This window comes from Acinetobacter sp. 3657, assembly GCF_031456775.1.
Taxonomy (GTDB): Bacteria; Pseudomonadota; Gammaproteobacteria; order Pseudomonadales; family Moraxellaceae; genus Acinetobacter.
This window is the reverse complement of sequence record NZ_JAVDVH010000001.1, coordinates 624,626-644,468: the sequence shown is the minus strand read 5'-3', so window position 1 is coordinate 644,468 and position 19,843 is coordinate 624,626. Positions and strand designations below refer to the sequence as shown.

Here is a 19,843-nt window from a genome sequence, read left to right as displayed (position 1 = left end):
AAAACATTATCTTTTACGGTAGGCACAGAAGCCTAGTATCACCAAAATAGCAATCAATGCAGCGATTAAACCTAATAAGATATCACGAACAATTTTATCAATCGGTAACCAACTCCACTTATGCAAATAAGTAAAACTTATGCCTTCGAGTGCATCCTGTGCCGTGACTTTTGCCGCGATTACACCGCTACTTGGCTCGATATAGAGTCGTAATTGATCGTTTAAATGGGTATCAATTTTAATCACTGGAAGACGTTTATTGATAAAGCCGTATTCCCCACCAAAGCTGGTAATCCATGAACTTTGCCTAATTCTTTCTATCGGTACATTGAGATAATCGGCAGCGAGCTGTTTACTTTGCTCAAGCACGTCAACTGGTTTGGCTTGTTCAGCATCAATCCATTGGATCGCAGGTGTTTGATTTTTACTCTGACCATGATGATCATGTTCTTTGGCTGCGGTCATACTGCCTTGCATGTCTTTTTTGCCGATGAGTTGGATCATCCACGCAGCCCGTGTTTGATCGTGATCGAATGACATGGGTACTAGGTGTAATTGCTGTATCGACTGAGCTGTTGCTAGTTGCCACGACGTTTGATCTAAATCTTGTGTCTTGAAAATAGGCTGAATATTTTCGATTTCGGGTTTCTTTTGCCAAAGATGGTAAAAACCACTGATCACCCAAAGTAAAATAAATACACTCAGACTGATGCCTAAATAGCGATGTAGGAATCGAATTGGTTTCAGACGTAAACGATGGTTTTTTCGGTTATGAATTTTGAAAAACAGTCCGATTCCCATACACGTGATGACGAGTATACCAATCAGAGCAAACTGCATCAAAAGTGTTTGACCAAACCATTGCTGATTATTCCACGTCCATGTATGACCTAAGCGGAAAATCCGTGCCATCCACATCTTTTGGTCATTAGAAATTGTGGCAAGTCGTGCATGACTAGGATCAACATAGGCACGTAAACCTTGATCAAAATCAACACGCCAGATTGGCAACAAGCGATTTACACTCGGATAATCATCACTAAATTCTGTAACCAGTTGCGTGGAAACAATATGCTCCTCAGCAAGACCTGTATACCAAACGGCTAAACGTTTGGCATCTTGTGATTCTGCATTTTCAATACGATGACCTGAATGCGCATCATAGTATTCAGCAATATTTTGGTCTGTGCCCAATACCCGATATGCTGTTTGATCGGCATTGATTTGAATGGCTTGAAGTGCAGAAAATTGCTTGATCTGATTTTGCTCTAAGACCGTTTTTGCTGGTAAAGCATTGTTTAAATCTAGTTGTTGCGGTGGAGGCATTCGTTTCAAAGGCTGCGGTTGTGTTGCACTCATAATTGGATGCAACACACCTGTTAAAGCCCAAAATAGAACCAAAATGCCCAACACCATTCCAAGGCTACGATGAAAGCTCAGTAGCTTTTTGAGTTGGTTGGCATTCATGGCTTATTTCCCGAAATGATAGCGTAAACCTAATAAATAGGTACGCGGTGCAGCAGGGGTAAAGCTCGCTTGGTTATTACTAAATGAGGTACTTTCAGCATAATGCGCGTCTGCGGCATTGATGATATGACCATAGATTTCATAAGCATTGCGGCGATAGGTTGCGCGTAGATTTAATACCGTATGCCCATCATATTTTTCAGTATTGGCATCATTGATCCAGTATGATCCGACGTAGACACCTTCAGCGGACAACAACAACTCAGGAATGGGTTTAATTTGGTATTCAACAGTACCAAATGCCTTTGGAGCGCTTGGCATACGATTGCCATTATAATTTAAGCTTGCTGATGGCTGAAATTGCTTAAATTCATGTTTCGCCCAACTTCCGGATAGTTTCAGACGCTGATCGTAGTGATCTGTAATATCCCAAGTTGCACCAATTTCAATGCCTTGATGTCGCGTTTTACCTGCATTGCGTGGTTCGCGGGTATTATCAGGTTTAGTATAGTTAATGACTTCATCCTCTCCATCTAAGCGATAAAGCGTAATTTCACCATCTAAACGTTCATCCAAAAGTTTGAAGCGTATGCCAAGATCCATATTGTTAAATGTTGCTTCAGACAAATTTGGTGTCACTAAGTTTGCACCGTATAAATTGCTTACTTCTGGTGGTACAAAACCTTGTGACCAGTTGCTATAGATATCCAATAGTGGATGTGCATTCCAAATAAAGCCAAGTTGTGGGCTGGCTTTATGGAAGCGGCGTGTTTCGTTCGGGGCACCCGTAACATTCGAAGGCGTTAAATTATTCTGATAGCCATATCTAATCCAGTCGTAGCGAGCACCAGCGACTAGATTTAAGTTATCGAATCTTTGCCAATTGACTTGGGTGTAAATGGCTTGGTTATCGACATCAACATTGAAGTCACGTAATAATTTTCGTGGTTTAAAACCTGTATAAATACGTGTTTCCGGATCACGAAATACTTCAATATCATTAGTTTTGGCTTTGTTTGGCGTATGTTCTGCCATCGTACCGATAATCCACTTCACCTGATAAAAGCTTGTGGCGTGTTGCAAATTTAGACCATAAGATTTGAACTGATTATAAGTGGTTTGGCCCGTATAAGTCCCTGTAGGCACACCATTTCGTATATCAGTACGAATGCTATAACTTGGATTTTGTTCAGTGGTGTTGTCTCTATAATATATGGTTGCTTGAGTTTGATTGATCTCATTCCAAGCATGGCTAATCTGTGAAGATAAACGGGTGGAATCGACTTCACGATAGGTAAATGTCTGGTAACTATAACCCGGACGTTCACTAAAATCTTTGGCATTCACGCTTCCAGTCATGTCTGCTTTTAGATGATTATAGCTGGCAATATTTTTGATTTGTGTGGCATCAGAAATGCGCCAATCATGCCGAAGGGTGAAACTTTGTTTATTGCTTTCGGCATGATCTTGCCAACTATCGCCACGATCACTCGCGTAGCCAGACAAACGTAGACCATGTTCACCCAACTCAGTCGCAAAGGTATTTGACGCACCAAGATCAACACGGCGGTAAGCTTCACTACTCGCAAGTACGCCGATTTCAGCAGTCGGTGTTGCACTTGGTGCTTTAGTTAGAAAGTTAATTGTGCCGCCAATAGCATTACTTCCATATAAGCTACTGGCTGGACCACGTAAGATTTCAATACGATCAATTCCCGCAAGATTCAGTTCATAGAGTGCATTGTGGTTAAATACACCAACAGGACGAACTGAAATACCATCTTCTAAATACTGATAAACCGCTGCGGTGGTCATCGGTTGTCGAATCGACATCATATGTTGTTCATTACCCAAGTCATTCATCAATACCCCAGGGGTTTGATTGACCAATTGCCCAATAAAAGTGGCATTTTTATCGGCTAATGTTTGGCTGGTAATTTGGCTAATCGCAGCAGGGGTATTATTGAGTGATTCGCCCTCACGACTTGCGGTTACCACAATAGTCGCTAAGGTTTTGGTGTCTTGTGCAGGATTTGCTTCAGCAATCGCCAATGAACTGTAAGTCACAGACAGGCAGGCAGCCGTTAAGACTGACAAACGAAAATAAGTCGTCATTTTTAAAACTCTATAAAAGCATTAAACGAGCTGTATCGCAGTGATGAACTGGATACGTATGTAAAAGTTTGCGATTTATAGAGCGACTGGCGGAGCTTGTTTAAGGGGGAAAATATAGAAAATACGTGGAATATACAGATCCTGTGTCCACGCATGGCACAAACAACGTACACGACTAAACCAAGCCAATAAGAAAATGATAATCAAGCCAAGTAATGGAATAATTGCGGCTGCATCTAAACCATAGGTACATAGTGGGCAATGTTTCATGATCTGGCTAGCCAGTGCATAAACTTGTTGTGCATATTCACTGAGCTGTGAACCGTGTTGAGCATGATCAAGGTGATGATTATGCTGCTGCATCGTATGGTGGTGATGTTCAGTATGATGGTTGCTGTGTACTTGTGTCGATAACAGTGTGACTTTTTGAATTTCTGTGACTTGGCAATGTGATGGCATTGCATAAAGTGCAGGTACGACGCCCGTATGTACCATCGTTGGTAACAAGATATGCCAGAGTAAACAAAGCAAAGTTATCATACCCAATAAGGTACGCCACTTGTACATATGTTGACGAAAACTGGGCTTCATATCGGTGATACGTCGCAGGGGGAATGTGGCAGCAGTATAATTAAAAAAATGTTACAGTTCAAAACATATTAAACAGTTGATCAGCTGAAAAAATGAAAAATTACAGTTTAGATTTCCCTGATGATTTTGATTTAGAAGAGTGGATATGGGAGGCTAAAGGATGGATTGCATTAACAATAACTTATAAGAATCAAAAATTTGAATTAAACTTTTATGATCCTGTTCGTTTGACACAAACGATGACTGATGACCTACATTCGCAACAGTACTTTTTAGAACAGAATCTGATCGTTATACCAAATATTAATCGACTAAATATAGAGAAAGTAATTCAAGACTTGGTTAATCATGACAAATTAATAGAGATTTTAAAAATAAAAACAGGCTCTCATGAGAGCCTGTTTTTATTTATTCAAAGATTAACGGTTGGGTAAAACGTCTTTTAACGCTTCATGCATTTCTAATAATGCTTTTTCAGTGGTTTCCCAATCAATACAGCCATCTGTTACAGATTGACCATATACGAGGTCACACAGATTTTCAGGGATGTCTTGACGTCCACCTTTTAAGTGACTCTCAACCATGATACCCACGATTGATTTGTTGCCATCAAGAATTTGCTCTGTGATGTTTTTCAAAACCAATGGTTGTAAATACGGGTCTTTGTTTGAGTTAGCATGACTGGTATCGATCATGATTTTAGTGCTGACTTTCGCTTTGGCTAAAGCTGCTTCAGCTTCAGCAACAGAAGTTGCATCATAGTTCGGTTTGCCATTACCACCACGTAAAACCACATGCGCGTATGGATTACCTTTGGTATTGATGATCGCAACTTGACCACTTTCATTTAAGCCTAAGAAGCTGTGACCATGTTTTACGGATTGCATCGCATTGGTTGCAACCGTTAAACCACCATCAGTACCATTTTTGAAGCCCACAGGTGATGATAAGCCCGAAGACATTTCACGATGTGTTTGGCTTTCTGTAGTACGTGCACCAATTGCAGACCAAGAAATTAAGTCTTGATAGTATTGAGGAGAGTTTGGATCAAGTGCTTCAGTCGCACATGGTAAGCCTTTTTCATTCAATTCAAGCAAAAGCCCACGACCGATATGCAAGCCTTTTTCAATATTGAAAGAGTCATTCATATCAGGATCGTTGATCAAACCTTTCCAGCCCACAGTTGTACGTGGCTTTTCAAAATAAACACGCATCACGATATATAAAGTATCTTTTACTTTTTCACTGAGCACTTTCAAGCGATCTGCGTATTCATGCGCAGCTTTGGTATCGTGAATAGAACAAGGCCCGATCACGACAAACAAGCGCTTATCATTACCATCTAAAATATTACGAACCGTGTTACGCCCATTAAGTACAGTTCGGTAGGCAACTTCTGATAAAGGAAGGTCACTTTTAAGTTCTGCTGGAGTAATCAAAGTCTGAATGCTTTTAATGTTAACGTCGTCGATATCTGGCTGAGAAACTGGATTTGACTGTAGAGTATTCATTGCTGTCACAAATTCAATCGAAAGAAGAGGTTAATTTGTCTACGAATATAGCACGAAAAGCCGATTGATTAACTAGCGATTCACATCATTTATGTATAAACAATCGGCTATTTAGCACTTAAACTATTGTTGTAGAATGAGTTGTTTGCTGAATCAGAACCACTTGGGTTGTTTCAACAGGTTTCGGTTTCTCTTTTACAGGGTTAATAATGAAATTTATACCCAATGCAAATAGCGTGATTCCTAATATTTTGCGGATAAATCGTTCAGGTAAATGCGAGCTGATCAATGTTCCCACAATAATCGCAGGAATAGAGCCAACCAATAACCACATCAATAAGCTGAAGTCGACATTGCCAGAAGACATGTGGCTCAAACCAGCGACAGCAGTCAGTAATACAGCATGCACAACATCAGAACCAATGATACGAATCATCGGTAAATTGGGGAACATAATCACTAACGCCATGATGCCAAAAGCACCTGCACCGACAGAAGACAGAGTTACCAACACGCCTAAAATAATGCCCATAAACACAATATATCGACGTTTATGCTGTAGGGCATGTTGTTCGCTTTCCATATTGGCTTGTTCACGATTTCTAAAACGATCGAAGAACTTCTCAATTTGAGCACGGAAGACGATTGAGATACCCGTCAAGGTCAACATTACGCCTAAAACCATGGTCAATACTGGTTTATAGTGTGCGGATTGACTCAAATAATGTTCTAACACCCAAGACGTTGCGAATGAGGCAGGGATACTGCCCAATGCTAACCAAAGGACAATCGGCCATACAATATTTAGTTTTTTGGCATGAACCAAGGAGCCGCAGAATTTTGAAATCGAGGCATAGAGTAAATCTGTACCAATGGCAATATGCGGTTCAATCTTAAATAAGCTGATTAAAATCGGTGTCATCAATGAACCACCGCCGACACCCGTGATTCCAACGCAGAAACCAACCAGTACACCAGCTAAAATAAATTCCATTGGACCAAACATCGACGATATGCCTAAATTATGCAAAAAACAGCATATCTTATTTCTTTTTTAGCTAACTCGTTGTGATGAATAGTGATTTCCTTATGCAAAAAAATGCTAAAGGAGTATTTCAAATTCTAGCTTTTATGACTTTTACGTGGCTGATTGCTTAAATCATTCACGGCCAAAATCACAAAAAACGTCAGCGGTGTAGCAAAGATCCACCATCCTACAAAACCGATTGAAGACCCGTAGATTAAACACAGCAAAGCACCTGCCAAGAAAAAACAGAAAAAAGCACACATTCTTAGCTGTAACCGAAAGCGCTGTACGAATGGTTGACGCTTCGGTTTAATTTTGCGGATCGCTTTATCACTGCATTGATATAATAACGTCATGCCTAAGCCAATCAGGATAAGTGCAAATAACATCATTTTTTTGTCTCTTTTCGATCAAGTTTCGCTTTTAATTTATTGTGCGCTTTGGCTTGAATAGGTTGAATATTTCGATAAATAAATACAGCAAAGAGTGCACAAGCGATCAGAAATAAATCAATCCGCAAAAAAGGCCAATAGCTTTGCAGATCTGAAATGAGTCGATGGTGAGTTAGATAAAGCAAGTTATATATAGGCAAAGCAATTGCGAGCAATCCAAAAATGAGAATCTGTGATTTCCATAAATATTGTTGTTTCGTTATAAGTGCAATAATGAAGCTCAGTGCCCAAACAATGAAAAACGTATAAATCTCATAGTTAGGCATGGTTTCTGTTAGATGCACCAATCGGTTGGCAAAAAGATAGCCAAGCATTGCAATAGGCAAACCAACAAATGCAGCAACATTCAAGCGATCAACCAAGCAGTAGCCAAAATGGAACTGATTTGATTTATTTTGAATCTGACGTTTTAAGCTCCATAACAACAAACCAGAAGCAATCATTAAACAACCAAGAAGCCCTGACAGGAAGAAAGCAAATCGCAGCGCAGGCTGTGCAAAAGTTGCCATATGTAGGCTATAAACACCAAAGTTTAGGGTCGCTACCGCACTATTGTTTCGAGTATCTGCAAGAATTTTACCTGTACCGTCAAAGCTAATTTGCGCTTGATTTAAGGTGATTGATCGATCTTCCAATTGTTTAAATGTAATGGTTGCTTGATCTGTATTTAGATTTTTTGCTTCGATCGTTGCAAGCGCTTGATCTCCCCATTGTTGCCGTACTTGGGTGAGGAGGGTTGCAATTGAAACTGTTTCAGCGGGTTTAGGTGCTGCATTATTGTCATTGCTTTGGTTCACTGTTCTGATTTCAGTGAAATATTGATATGGATTATCTGGATATAATTTTTTCATACCTAAGGGTAGATACAGATAAAAGAATATCGCTAAACCTGTAAAAGTAATGGTAAGGAAAAAGGGCAGTGCCACAACAGAAGACACATTATGAAAATCGAGCCAAGAGCGTTGTGATTTAAAGGTTCTAAAGGTAAAGAAATCAGTAATGATTTTTTTGTGGGTAATAATGCCTGAAACCAAAGCAATCAGCATGATAAATGCGGCCAAACACGCAATCAGTCGACCGATGAGGATCGGCATCCCATAAAGTTGGTAATGGAAACGATAGAAAAATTCTCCACCTTGTGTTGCTGATAATTTTAATTCTTGCCCAGTATTAATATCCAAGTTACGACTTTCATAGCCACCATCTGCCTTTTCCCAATAAATTTTATTTACAGGCTGCTCAGGATTGGCAATGCCGATATACCATGACTTCGCATCTGCCGCATTTTTTTTTAAATAATCAGTCGCAGTGCCTATCGCCACATCTTGATTCACTTGATATTGTGCAAGTTGCGGCTGCATCCACAAATTTATGTGATGACGATAATAAGAACTCGTTCCCATCAAAAAAATGGCAAACAAAAGCCATCCAAAAACCAAGCCAGTCCAAGCATGTAACCATGCCATTGATTGGCGGACGCCTTTATTTTGCATTTTAATTTAAACCCGCAGATAAGCCAAACAAGAGTCCCACCAAAGCCAAACTGAGCAATGTCAACTTCAATAATGAGTTGAAACAAAATCCAACAATAACAAAGAGTAAATAAAACAAAATCGAGATAAATGCCGCGAGAAAAATTGCTTCTGCTTTATCTAGAAAATAGCTGAATAGTGTCGTTAGGCTTAAACTCAAATACATCATTGCTAAATAGCCAAGCACGAATATAAATGTAAAGCGATAGAACACACTCAGTCGGTAGGCAAATGTTAGGGAAGTGGATTTAGCCATAAATGTACTTAGAAATAGCAGAAGGAGAGAAAATCACACATGTAAATGATTCTTGTTTATATTAATGTTTATATACAACGCAAGCAATTGCTGATTTATCGCAAATCTAGATGCTCATTCACCCAATCAATGATTTATTAGATTAAAATGATCTTCACTAATCATGAACAAATTACATTGTTTGCTGTGATTCGATGTAAAATCATTCTGTTAGAATCTTTTAAACTTTTGAATGGGGCGTTAGTCTTGTTAAAGCAAAAACTAAAAATTGGCATTGTAGTGGGGGAAGTTTCTGGAGACACGTTGGGTGTAAAACTCATGCGCAGTTTTCGTGAACAAGGTATTGATGCTGAATTTGAAGGGATTGGTGGTCCACAAATGATTGCCGAGGGTTTCCATAGTTTTTATCCAATGGAAATATTATCGGTCATGGGCATTGTTGAAGTTTTAAAAGACCTAAAAAAACTCTTTGCTGTACGTGATGGCTTGGTTGAGCGTTGGACTGAACAACCTGTAGATATTTTTATTGGGATAGATGCACCAGATTTTAATTTACGCTTATCGAAAACGATAAAAGAAAAGAACTTACCGATAAAAACTGTTCAATATGTTAGCCCATCAGTGTGGGCATGGCGTCAGGGACGTGTCCATAGCATCAAGCGAAGTATTGATTTAGTGCTGTGTTTATTCCCATTTGAAAAAACCTTTTATGAAAACTATGATGTTGCAGCCGCCTTTGTTGGTCACCCATTGGCAAAGCAATTACCTTTAAAAAATCCAATTATAGAAGCAAAACATCAGCTTGGTTTATCTGCGCATAAAATGCATATTGCGCTATTGCCGGGTAGCCGTCGCGGTGAAATTGAACGTTTATTGCCTTTACTCACTGGTGCAGCCGAAATCTTACATCGTAAACATCCTGAGCTTGAATTTTTGATCCCAGCGATTAACGATGCAAGAAAACAGCAGATTGAGCAAGGTATCCAAAACTTGGATATCAGCTTAAAAGCCAAGATTCATGTTTTAGAAAATACCGATAATGAATCAAAGATCGGCCGTATGGTGATGAGTGCCAGTGATATTGTGGCACTTGCATCAGGCACAGCCACACTTGAGGCGATGTTGCTGCATCGTCCAATGGTGACTTTTTATAAACTGCATTGGCTTACCTATATGATTGCCAAGTTTCTCGTCAAAATTCCATATTACGCATTGCCCAATATTATTGCGGGTAAAAAGGTGATAGAAGAATTGATCCAATCCGATGCAACGCCAAAACAGCTTGCGACTGAGATTGAAAAATTGATGGATCATGAAACGGCACATATTCAAATGATGCAACACTTGAGTATGCATAAGCAGTTAATCTCTGGAAATACTGAAGACCCAGTGCAAGCCATTTTGAAATGCTTAGAAGCTGATTAAAAAGAATAAAAAGGTGGCTTAGATGCCACCTTTTTACTTATGCACGAAGGATAAGTTCATACCCCGTATATTTACGGATATTGATCACGCCAATATCCAGTAATAAATACTGACCTTTAATGCCTTGTAAAACACCACGAATTTTTGGGGTTTTATCGAGGTTCAGTGATTTTATCTTTTCAGGATAATGATCAACAGGGTAAATAAACTCACGTTGAGCTTCGTTTTCTAAAAATTCTAAGCCTTCATCAAACTCCAGATTTTGGTTAAACTCTTCGCGAATACTTTGAATTTTTGGTGCAAATTCTTCAATGATTTGATCACGTTGCTCAATCAAATTTAAAGGTTCGGCTTCGCCTTTAAGCAACTTTCGCCAATCCGTCTTATCTGCGACTTGACTGGCAATCAGCGTCTCTAAATGACCAGATAAACGGCGAGAACCAACTTTCATGATCGGCAGTGCTTGAGTCGCACCTTGATCTAACCATCGTGTTGGCATATTGACGATACGTGTAATACCAATTTTTAACGCACTTGAATTGGCCAAATAAACGATATGTGGCTGGAAACAAACATTGTGTGCAAAATCATCTTCACGACAAGTTCCAAGATGATAATGACAAGTTTCTGGTTTCATAATACATAGATCACATTCTGCCTTGGTCTTGAAACACTTGAAACAATGACCTTGGGAATAGGATTTAGGTGTTTTAGCACCACATGATGTACAGAAAATATTGCCTGTCCATTCGATCTCTAGTTCTTGACCCAACACAAATGGTAGATCAGTTTCTGAACGATCCAATATAAATTTATATTCAACATTTGCCTTGTGTATTGGTTGATCAGTTACACTATGCGTTTTGAGCGCTGCATGCATTTTATGACAAATGCCTTGTAGTTCCATTAATAAACTCTCATCTTTCTCAATCAAGGGTTGCAGTTATGGCTGAACAAAATGTCATCACTTCTATGCTAGACGATTTATCTAAAGAACAGCCCATACATACTGCACTTTGTATTGGTCAACAGATTGACCAAAATGCGTCCATTCAATGGCATTATTTTAACGTAACTGACTTTCTAAGTCTGCCATTTACGCAGCGCTATGATTTAGGTTTTGTATTTTTTAATACCGTAGAGATGCAAAACGTCAGCCAAACACAAAAAGCGCAGTTGCTTGTCAAATTGCGTGATTTAATGGCAAAACGTATCGTAGTCGTGAGTCAATTAGATGACGAAAGATTACTTCGTTCGCTAGGCTTTACTCAATTGATCGACAAGACCACACATGATAACGATTTTGCTTTGTGGCAATTTAATATTTTGACCTATAAACATGTGCCTGATTGGTTTAATTCCAAGTTTTGGGCGAATCCTGAAAACTGGAATAAATTTCGCTGGTAAATCTAAAAAATGTCTCTGTTTTCAAAGATAGAGATTTAGACTAGGTTGACTGCAAGCCCTTGCAAAATTTAACAATTCAATTTTGTTCTGGGCTTTCAAAGCAGCGTATGCTTTTGGAATAAATAATTCCAAAAGGAACGTGTAAGCCATGACAGATTTAAGCAATATTGTTGAAATGTTAGCAAAACAAGCTTTAGGCGGTCAGCAACAATCAGGACAAGGCGGTTTGGGTGGCATACTTGGATCAGTACTAAGCCAAGTTGGTGGACAACAACAAAATACGCAAAACCAACAAGGTGGTTTGGGTGGTGTTTTAGGTTCGGTACTTGGCCAATTGAGCGGTGGAACAACTGCTTCTAACCGTAGTAATCCGCAAAGTCTTCTTATCGTTGTGTTGCCATTGGTACTTGCTTGGATTCAAAAGCAAGGTGGTTTACAAGGTGCACTGGATAAGCTTAAAAATGCGGGTTTAGCCAATCAAGTACAAAGTTGGGTTGATCCTAATCAACCGAATAATACGGATATACCGACTCAAAATATGCAGAGTTTGTTTGATGATCAAGATGTGGAGCAGGTTGCACAGCAAACACAAGCACCTAAACAAGCGATTTATGGCGCAATTGCATCGGTTTTACCACAAGTGATTGATTCTTTAACTCCACAAGGTTCTAGTACGAGTCCTCAAGAAGCGAATAATGATATTCAAAATGTGATGAATATTGTGAGTGGGTTTTTAAAGAAATAACCTATCCTATAAGTGCAATAAAAACAAGGAATAAAGCTCATGTAAATATGGGCTTTATTTCTTTTATAATTTAAATCGCATGTTGATTAGATGCATCCCGTAGGTGTAAAGACAATAAATGTTTTTATTAAATATCGACTTAGTGATTTGTGAATAAATACGCATCTAGAAATTATATTTTCGGGGAGATTAAATGAGCGTAGCAGGTTCAGGAGTTGGTTTTTTCTTAATATTCTTTATCTATTTCATTATCACTTTACCAATGTTGATTCTTGTCGCTGTTTTTATTAAAGAGTTTCGACAAAAGCTATTAATATTTTCCTCTACCTTATCCCTTTTATTTTTACCGTCATTATACAAAGAAGTGAGATTCACCGTAGAAAATAATATTTGGGGGAATGCACAATTAAATGGGGCAATTTGGTTGTTTTTCTCGATTACATTATTGATCATACTTTTAATTTATTTTGTTCTAAGGAAATATAGTTTCTTTAGATTTTTATGGTGGTTTTTTGTTCTAATTGTTTGTGTGAATAGCTTAGCCACGATTTTTCTTTTTTCAACCTAAAACTAAAAGGGCATCAAGCCCTTTTAGTTTGTTAGAAAATAATCTTCAAATTAGAAGTTATATTCCATACCTAAACCGATAGTTGTTTTCTTATCATCTTTCACTAACCAATCACGTTTTTGTTGACCAACTACGCCATAGAAACGTGCTTGTTTGTTGATTTGATAGTCTGCCCCAAGACCATAAAGATCTTGTTTACGATCATCACGACCATTTGATTCTGTTGTTGCAGAGATATACTGCGCTTTTAACTTGATCGGTGTAGAAGGGATCTTGTACGCTGCAGTTACGCCATACGCATCTTCTTGTAAACCTTTATATGATGTTACATCAGAACCGCTTGTTGTTGTAACAGTGTCATCTGTTGGTTGAGCTGTTTGCCATAAAGCACCCAATACAAACCCATCGAGACCTAACTTAGTGAAATCAAGTGAACCAGTTACACGGATTGCATCGGTATAGATACCAGATAAGCTATAAGCACCATATTTAGATGCGATACCGTAGTTACCTGCTACCGCAGCAGCAAAGCCGTAGTCTTTATTGTCATAAGTGATCGAAGTAGAAACGCCGTCACCAAAACCATCACGACTACCTTTATAACCATTAGCTGCATTTTCTTTAGCAGAAGACTCTTCACCTTGTTGGAACATGATGTTGAAAGCCAAGCCGCCTAACAATTTTTTGTCAGTTTCAAAACCGATCACATTTTTTAAACGATCTTCACCAGCTAAGATAGCGGTCATATCAAGTTCGTTGTGATCATTATAGATATCTTGGTTATTGCCCGCTGCAGTTTTGAAGTAAGAGTCGTATTGACCAACTTTTAATGTACCCACGCCATCTGATTTAAGACCAATAAAGCGGTTACGGTTAGTAAAAGATTGATCACCGTCACCATCTGCATTGATTTGCCATTCAATTAAGTAAACTGCTGAAAGGTTGTCTGTTAATTTTTCTTCACCCTTAATACCGATACGAGAAGCGTTTGAATTTACTTTTGTTACGCTTTCGTCTTTAAAGCCATTCTTATCGATTTGATCGAGCGTCACATTGAGCTTACCATACAATGTTGGTGCTGCTTGCGCTGCATTCATGGCTAATGTTGCTACAGTAGCAGCAAGAAGCAATTTTTTCATTGAGATTTCTCCAAAACACTTTTTTGTAAATGGCAGTTGCCTTAGTTACTGTTATAAGTTTGCTCGTGTACAAAAAGTTACATAGCTCACTAACTTGTATGCAGTATCGACAAACTTTGTTACAGAGAAGTGAAAGAAAAATGACAGTTTGGTGACGATTTATATGGAATGATAATTTTGTTTGTTATTGATTTTTATATAATTACAAAAACAAAAAAACGGAGTCATTGCTCCGTTTAAGATATTTCCAAAGATTAAAGTGCTGCTTTGATCTTTTCAGCGAGTGCCTGAATCTTATCTTGATCACCCATTTGCACCGCATGACGTCCTAACTCATGGACAGAACTCGGAATTAAATGGAAGTGCACATGCGGAACAGTTTGTCCTGCAGAAGCACCCGAAAGCTGCATAAGCACTATCCCTTTGGCATCGAGTGCCTTTTCCATCGCTTGAGCAACTTTTTGAACGATTTGAATCGTATAGGCGGCTGCATCGGCAGGGAGGTCGAGTAAGGTAACTGCTTGTGTCTTAGGGATAACTAAGGTATGACCATCGGCTTGAGGCATGATATCCATAAACGCAAGAACTTGCTCATCTTCATAAATTTTAATCGCGGGTAACTCACCACGAAGAATTCTTGCGAAAATATTCTGGTCATCGTATGCCATGCTTAGTCCTTTAATTTAAATCATAGATGTTGGAATGTCCCTCGATGTTTGCAAAGAGGGGCGAAGAAATATTACTTACAATTCAGTTCTTTTTGACGCGCTTTGATTTCATCTAAACGTTGCTGTTCTTTGTCAGAAAACTTTGGCTTAGTGGTATGACAGTTCTCATTACCATACTTGGCTTTAGCATCTGCATCTTTAAAGCAGAAGCCTTTAGATGCATAGATCAGGTTATAGTTATCTTGTAACTTTTTACATTCTTGTTCCGATGCCGAAGCTTGCATGCTGAAACCTGTAAGGGTCATTAACGTAGCAAAAGCGGCAACTGTAAACTTATTCATGAGGTGTTCCTCTCGTTATGAGCAAGCACTGCGTTGAGCGCAGCGCAAGTACTAATATAAGGTGTATAGATGAAATTTCAATGAAACTGTATTATTTGAATGTAATTTTACTCCATATTCTATCCTTAATCATATAGAAAAACTATAGATATCAATGGTTTTATTAAAATCATACATATAGAAGAAAATTATCAGCATTTTTATAAGGTTTTATACTCATTCTTTTAAACTTTATTAGCGCGTTATTCTGAAAACAATGACAGATATCCTTACTCGGTAACTCTACCATTGAAGTTTTGCGTTAAGAATATAATTCACAAAGAGCTGCTAGACGTGTACACAATAATACCGACCCCATTTAAAGTTATCTTTAAGTGGGGTTTGTTTTTAAACAAATTGATGGCTAATAAACTACATAAAAAGCATCTTTTACTTAGCTTAACGAAACAGTATTTGAGCTATGTTGTGTCATTTGTTCAAAGTACTGCACCGCAGGTGAGCGGGCCATATATGCTAAAGCTTGTACAGTATCACCTTCATGGATCGGATTAAATTTTGGAGATACCCAACGTAAAGTCGCTTTCCATAGATATTTAATAGTCGGGAGGTTGTCTGTTTTGGTAGCCGTTTTTTCAAATTCACGAATAAAAGCAAAGAATCCACGACGCATTAATTTCTGAATGTCTTGATGTTCTAAATCCTGTTTCCCAAGACTGCGAGCGAAATCTGCAAGGAAGTAAATAAACAGTGGAAAAATTGCCATCATAATGACCTGACGAGAAACATAGAAACCTAACTTGTTTGTTAAGAGATGTTCAAATAATTCATAAGCGACACATCGATGTTCAACCTCTTCAGCTAGATGCCAACGGAATAAATCGGTCATAGCAGGGTCTGCTTTATCCCAAGACTTGCTATCAAGCGTCCATTGCCCAATGGTACCTGTAAAGTGCTCAATTGCGGCAATCACACCTACACGAAACAGTAACCAATATTCATCAAGTTTCTCACCTTTTAAAAAAGGGATACCTAATGGTTTATCTCCTAATAGGATGTTGAAAACAAGGTGAGCACGGTTTAACGGATCTTGTATGTCGTAGCCATTTTCCCTGAGAAAATCTTGTGCCTTTTCATGAGCACGGGCATGGGCTGCCTCTTGGCGGACAAATCCGATAACTTCTTCTTTTAATTTCGCATCAGTAATATATGGGATGGCTTTATTAAATACTCGACAGAACCAAAACTCACCTGCAGGTAAAAGCATATTTATACCATTGGCTATGTGCGAACAGAGAGGATCGTTCGGCATCCAACATACGGACGATTCAGAAAAATCGAAATATACTTTTCTTGCTTTAATTTGATGATTTTCTGTGATCATACATGTCACCCAAGATGAAATTGCGAATTAAATTTGACCAAGTAATTTTTAACATTGAGTAAGTTAGATCACCATGTGCTGATGGGACAAAAATGCACATTAAAGAGGTTTTAAGGACAAGATTAGATTCTAAAAGCAATTTTTCTTATATGTTTGAGTGTTTAAGTCTTTATTATTGTTATGGTGTGGATGTTGAAAATTATCTATTCATATTGTTTAACATGCGAATTGAACAACGGGTTTATGAGTCCGCTGTTCTAAGCAGCGATAAAGTCAGGCATTATCATGTGCTTTCTAATGACTTTAGTTTTACCATTTGATAAATTGTGAGAATTAAATAACAAATGGTTCATAAAATGAAATACTTCATAATACTAGCAATAATTTCAACTTTTATCTCAGTCAGTACTTTTGCAAGAGAAACCAACTCAATGCGTTCTTCCTATGAGCTTGTTAGTGTAGGGGATAGTGAAAGCGATTTACTCAGAAAAATGGGGAAATCTTATCCAAGGTATTTTAAACATAGAGATGGTCGATATTCCTGTAGTGCAACAGAATATGTCTATGAGATTGATATGCAGACCTATACCGTTTGGGTCTGTAATGGAAAGATATTTAAAATTGATGTGAATAGTAAATAATTGATATTTTTATAGAAAGATATGTGAAGTGCAGGTTTCATAATTAAACAGTTGTTGATTCTATTGTAAAAATGTAATATTTGGTAAAATTCCCCATGTGGCTTATCCTTTAATTTTCAAGTTATTAATATAAAAGAGTATTTTTATGAAATTGAATAGAGTAACTAGCTTAATTATTTTCTCTAGTCTTCTTGTAGGTTGTGGAGGAGGGAGTAATTCTGAAACCACTAGTACAAAAAAAGAGAAAGATGAGATTTTAAATAATAGTTTAGACAATACAATATCTTACAAGTGGGGTTCAATTCAGTTTAATACTACTTTTGTTGAGATTGTTAGAAATACAAGAAATGCCGATATCCTATATGCAGACTATCAGTTGCTAGATTCAGAGAGTCAGCCAGATATAGGAAGGTTAATGTTAAGTTATGATGGCTTGTATACTCCTGATGAAACTAAATATCCATTAGGCTATAGACGTTTCAATATAAGGTCCATTTCACTGGATGGTACTACGCTCAGAAAAACGCCATATAACAAAGAAGGACATAAAAATCTTGTTATAGAAGAAAAAGGTCGTTGGATTGATTTACATAATGTGCGTGTAAGCGATAGAACAGCTGTTTACTGGAATTTTCTTGCTCAGAAAATCCCTACAAGCGTGTTTTTTAGTAAAGATATTTTAGGAACTCAATTTAAAAATTTTTTAGAATTAACACGAGAAACAACTTTTCCTAGTGGTGCTAAATGCTACAAAGTAGAAAAAACGACATATTCAACTCCATTTTATGTTGTTACTGCCCCTGAGACTACTTTCTATACTGAATCAAAACTTATTAATAACTTAAACGACTATATTTCAACTTTAGGTGGAGATGCAAAGACTGGTAAATGGGGGAACACGCAATGGGCATATTCAAAGAAAATTGCGAATGATCCAACATATTATGCAGTAAGTATATATATGAATATTAATAATAAACTTGCTGGTGGTTACTTAAGTAAAAACCCTAATACAACAACTGAATCATTAGTTAAAGAATATGAAAAATCTCTTGAAGGGTATAATGGATATGTTGATACAATTTCATATACAGGTGCGATTGAAGAGATAAAAAATGAATGTACTTATTACAATTCAATAGCGGCTCAAAAAATTGAGTCATTGATTGATATATCATTAAAGAACTAATGTAGGTTTTACCGAAGTTAACTTCAGAAAACTACCTACACAAGAAACACACTGATTCTTGCCGCAGTGATTCAGACATTAGTAGGGGTCACTGTAGTCAAGTCTATATTTAAATTTAATAGGTAATTTAATGAGAAAAACTTTATCTATCGTAAGTTTCTTTTTTTTATTGCTAACAACCTATGCTCATAGAGATAACGCATTATATGTTACTTATAAACCCTCTCATGAAAAAATATTCTGAAAAATGAAAACTTTAAGAAAATAAGCAGATTATTGCTCAAAAAAAGAAAGTAAAAAAATTTAAAACAGAAAATTTGGATCAAGATACAAAGGCTTTAATTTTATAGAAACCTCTAATTATCTAAAGAAAGGGGCAACCAAGTTTGAAATTTTGCGTAATGGACAGAAAGTAACGAAAGAAATAGTTGTTAATTGATTTAAAGTTCTTCCTCTCAATTACGCTCTAAAATCTCAATATGGAATTAAGCAATTACTTTCACATGGAAATCCTATTCCAGCGTGATTTTGCTCCAAGACTCATACATTTTTACAGCAGCAGAGAAATCACTATTGGGTTCGGCAGTTAAACTCGCAGCTTGAATCAAACTTTGCGTTAAAGCGAGTATAGGCGCTGGCAGTTTTGCTTGATGAACCAAATCCAAAGCAATCCCTGTATCTTTAGCCAGTAAAGGTAGAGCAAAGGTCACAGGGAATTCACGACTCAGAACACGCTGAGGAAAGATATTTTCGGTGACTAAACTTTTACCGCTAGAAGCATTAATACAATTAAGCGCGGCATCCAAATTGACACCATGCGCTTTTAGTGTAGAAAAACCTTCCGCAACTGACCATAAATTCACGGCGAGTAACATATTATTAATCGCTTTCACCGCAAAACCAGCACCTGAATCACCTACGTGTTGAATCAATTTCCCAACCGCAGCCATCGCAGGGTATGCACGTTCAAAAGCGTCAACATTTCCACCCACCATAACCGTCAAGGTTGCATTTTCAGCGCCAACGGTTTGACCGCTGACAGGTGCATCTAAGAAATCAACATTTTGAAGTTTAAGTTTTTCTGCAAGACGCTGAGCTGCCTCAGGAACACCGCTGGTACAATCAATCCAAATCGCCCCAGACTTGATTTGAATACTGTCTATTAAGCTTTCAACATCATTACTCGTCGGTAAACAAGAAAAAATAATGTCTGCTTGTGCAGCCTGAGACAACTCAGCAGCAATAGTTCCATATTCTGTTGCGTGTTGTTCAGCCTTACTAAAATTGCGATTCCAGACCAAGACTTGATCGAAATGTTTTGGTAAATGTGCCGCCATGCGGTAGCCCATCGCGCCTAAACCGATAAATGCAACAGATTGAATCATCGC

The 19,843-nt window shown here is 37.9% G+C and carries 21 protein-coding genes; 7 read left to right on the top strand and 14 right to left on the bottom strand.

The genetic code is table 11. The features are described 5' to 3' along the window. Positions 1–6 precede the first annotated feature (6 nt). The 3 genes from J2Y37_RS02935 to J2Y37_RS02925 form a co-directional block, all read right to left on the bottom strand. Complete coding sequence (locus J2Y37_RS02935; RefSeq protein ID WP_349031802.1) at positions 7–1,467, bottom strand: PepSY domain-containing protein; 1,461 nt, start codon at positions 1,465–1,467, stop codon at positions 7–9. A gap of 3 nt (positions 1,468–1,470) precedes the next feature. Further along, the gene (locus J2Y37_RS02930; RefSeq protein ID WP_349031801.1) at positions 1,471–3,582 is read right to left on the bottom strand and encodes a TonB-dependent receptor; all 2,112 of its coding nucleotides are present in this window, start codon (positions 3,580–3,582) and stop codon (positions 1,471–1,473) included. A 75-nt stretch (positions 3,583–3,657) separates the two neighbouring features. Next, on the bottom strand, positions 3,658–4,128 hold the full coding sequence (locus J2Y37_RS02925; protein WP_349031800.1) for a hypothetical protein: 471 nt from the start codon (positions 4,126–4,128) through the stop codon (positions 3,658–3,660). Positions 4,129–4,265: 137 nt separating this feature from the next. On the opposite strand from J2Y37_RS02925, the gene J2Y37_RS02920 reads away from it, so the two are divergent. After that, positions 4,266–4,607 (top strand): hypothetical protein, encoded by a 342-nt coding sequence (locus J2Y37_RS02920; RefSeq protein ID WP_349031799.1) that lies wholly within the window; start codon positions 4,266–4,268, stop codon positions 4,605–4,607. Here the strand turns inward: J2Y37_RS02920 and J2Y37_RS02915 are convergent. The 5 genes from J2Y37_RS02915 to J2Y37_RS02895 form a co-directional block, all read right to left on the bottom strand. Further along, positions 4,593–5,684: a 3-deoxy-7-phosphoheptulonate synthase gene (locus J2Y37_RS02915; protein WP_004671025.1), complete on the bottom strand. Its 1,092-nt coding sequence runs from the start codon at positions 5,682–5,684 to the stop codon at positions 4,593–4,595. The two genes, J2Y37_RS02920 and J2Y37_RS02915, sit on opposite strands and share 15 nt — an antisense overlap. 118 nt (positions 5,685–5,802) lie before the next feature. Then, entirely contained in the window at positions 5,803–6,690 is an 888-nt protein-coding gene (locus J2Y37_RS02910) for a sulfite exporter TauE/SafE family protein (RefSeq protein WP_241322406.1), read from the bottom strand. Positions 6,691–6,806: 116 nt separating this feature from the next. Further along, the gene (locus tag J2Y37_RS02905) at positions 6,807–7,103 is read right to left on the bottom strand and encodes a hypothetical protein (protein WP_349031798.1); all 297 of its coding nucleotides are present in this window, start codon (positions 7,101–7,103) and stop codon (positions 6,807–6,809) included. Further along, positions 7,100–8,656 carry a PepSY-associated TM helix domain-containing protein gene (locus J2Y37_RS02900; protein WP_349031797.1) on the bottom strand — a complete coding sequence of 519 codons (1,557 nt, stop codon included), beginning with the start codon at positions 8,654–8,656 and terminating at the stop codon, positions 7,100–7,102. The genes J2Y37_RS02905 and J2Y37_RS02900 overlap by 4 nt, the downstream gene beginning before the upstream one ends. 1 nt (position 8,657) lies before the next feature. After that, complete coding sequence (locus J2Y37_RS02895) at positions 8,658–8,951, bottom strand: hypothetical protein (protein WP_241322409.1); 294 nt, start codon at positions 8,949–8,951, stop codon at positions 8,658–8,660. Between the two features lie 147 nt (positions 8,952–9,098). On the opposite strand from J2Y37_RS02895, the gene lpxB reads away from it, so the two are divergent. After that, a complete protein-coding gene (lpxB, locus tag J2Y37_RS02890; protein WP_349031796.1) occupies positions 9,099–10,376 on the top strand; it encodes a lipid-A-disaccharide synthase in 1,278 nt (425 codons plus the stop codon). A gap of 37 nt (positions 10,377–10,413) precedes the next feature. Here lpxB and J2Y37_RS02885 read toward each other — a convergent pair whose 3' ends face one another. Then, positions 10,414–11,283 carry a DUF2797 domain-containing protein gene (locus J2Y37_RS02885; RefSeq protein WP_005197019.1) on the bottom strand — a complete coding sequence of 290 codons (870 nt, stop codon included), beginning with the start codon at positions 11,281–11,283 and terminating at the stop codon, positions 10,414–10,416. Positions 11,284–11,321: 38 nt separating this feature from the next. Here J2Y37_RS02885 and J2Y37_RS02880 point away from each other — a divergent pair, with 38 nt between their 5' ends. The 3 genes from J2Y37_RS02880 to J2Y37_RS02870 all read left to right on the top strand — a co-directional run bounded on the left by J2Y37_RS02880 (position 11,322) and on the right by J2Y37_RS02870 (position 13,096). Continuing rightward, positions 11,322–11,783 carry a DUF6231 family protein gene (locus J2Y37_RS02880; RefSeq protein WP_004671040.1) on the top strand — a complete coding sequence of 154 codons (462 nt, stop codon included), beginning with the start codon at positions 11,322–11,324 and terminating at the stop codon, positions 11,781–11,783. A gap of 148 nt (positions 11,784–11,931) precedes the next feature. Then, positions 11,932–12,528, top strand: a complete 597-nt coding sequence (locus J2Y37_RS02875; RefSeq protein WP_004671041.1) for a YidB family protein — start codon at positions 11,932–11,934, stop codon at positions 12,526–12,528. Positions 12,529–12,721: 193 nt separating this feature from the next. Continuing rightward, complete coding sequence (locus tag J2Y37_RS02870; protein ID WP_005197017.1) at positions 12,722–13,096, top strand: hypothetical protein; 375 nt, start codon at positions 12,722–12,724, stop codon at positions 13,094–13,096. Between the two features lie 50 nt (positions 13,097–13,146). On the opposite strand, the gene J2Y37_RS02865 is transcribed toward J2Y37_RS02870, so the two are convergent. From J2Y37_RS02865 to J2Y37_RS02850, 4 genes are all read right to left on the bottom strand, one after another. After that, the gene (locus J2Y37_RS02865) at positions 13,147–14,235 is read right to left on the bottom strand and encodes a porin (RefSeq protein ID WP_349031795.1); all 1,089 of its coding nucleotides are present in this window, start codon (positions 14,233–14,235) and stop codon (positions 13,147–13,149) included. Between the two features lie 254 nt (positions 14,236–14,489). Then, the gene (locus tag J2Y37_RS02860; protein ID WP_349031794.1) at positions 14,490–14,903 is read right to left on the bottom strand and encodes an HIT family protein; all 414 of its coding nucleotides are present in this window, start codon (positions 14,901–14,903) and stop codon (positions 14,490–14,492) included. Positions 14,904–14,974: 71 nt separating this feature from the next. Continuing rightward, positions 14,975–15,208, bottom strand: coding sequence for a YARHG domain-containing protein (locus J2Y37_RS02855; RefSeq protein ID WP_349031844.1), 234 nt, complete (start codon positions 15,206–15,208; stop codon positions 14,975–14,977). 469 nt (positions 15,209–15,677) lie between these two features. Next, a complete protein-coding gene (locus tag J2Y37_RS02850) occupies positions 15,678–16,625 on the bottom strand; it encodes a metal-dependent hydrolase (protein WP_349031793.1) in 948 nt (315 codons plus the stop codon). 431 nt (positions 16,626–17,056) lie between these two features. On the opposite strand from J2Y37_RS02850, the gene J2Y37_RS02845 reads away from it, so the two are divergent. Next, a complete protein-coding gene (locus J2Y37_RS02845; RefSeq protein WP_005197013.1) occupies positions 17,057–17,266 on the top strand; it encodes a hypothetical protein in 210 nt (69 codons plus the stop codon). Between the two features lie 145 nt (positions 17,267–17,411). Continuing rightward, complete coding sequence (locus J2Y37_RS02840) at positions 17,412–18,455, top strand: hypothetical protein (protein ID WP_349031792.1); 1,044 nt, start codon at positions 17,412–17,414, stop codon at positions 18,453–18,455. Positions 18,456–18,967: 512 nt separating this feature from the next. Here the strand turns inward: J2Y37_RS02840 and J2Y37_RS02835 are convergent. After that, complete coding sequence (locus J2Y37_RS02835) at positions 18,968–19,840, bottom strand: NAD(P)-dependent oxidoreductase (RefSeq protein ID WP_349031791.1); 873 nt, start codon at positions 19,838–19,840, stop codon at positions 18,968–18,970. Between the last annotated feature and the right edge of the window lie 3 nt (positions 19,841–19,843).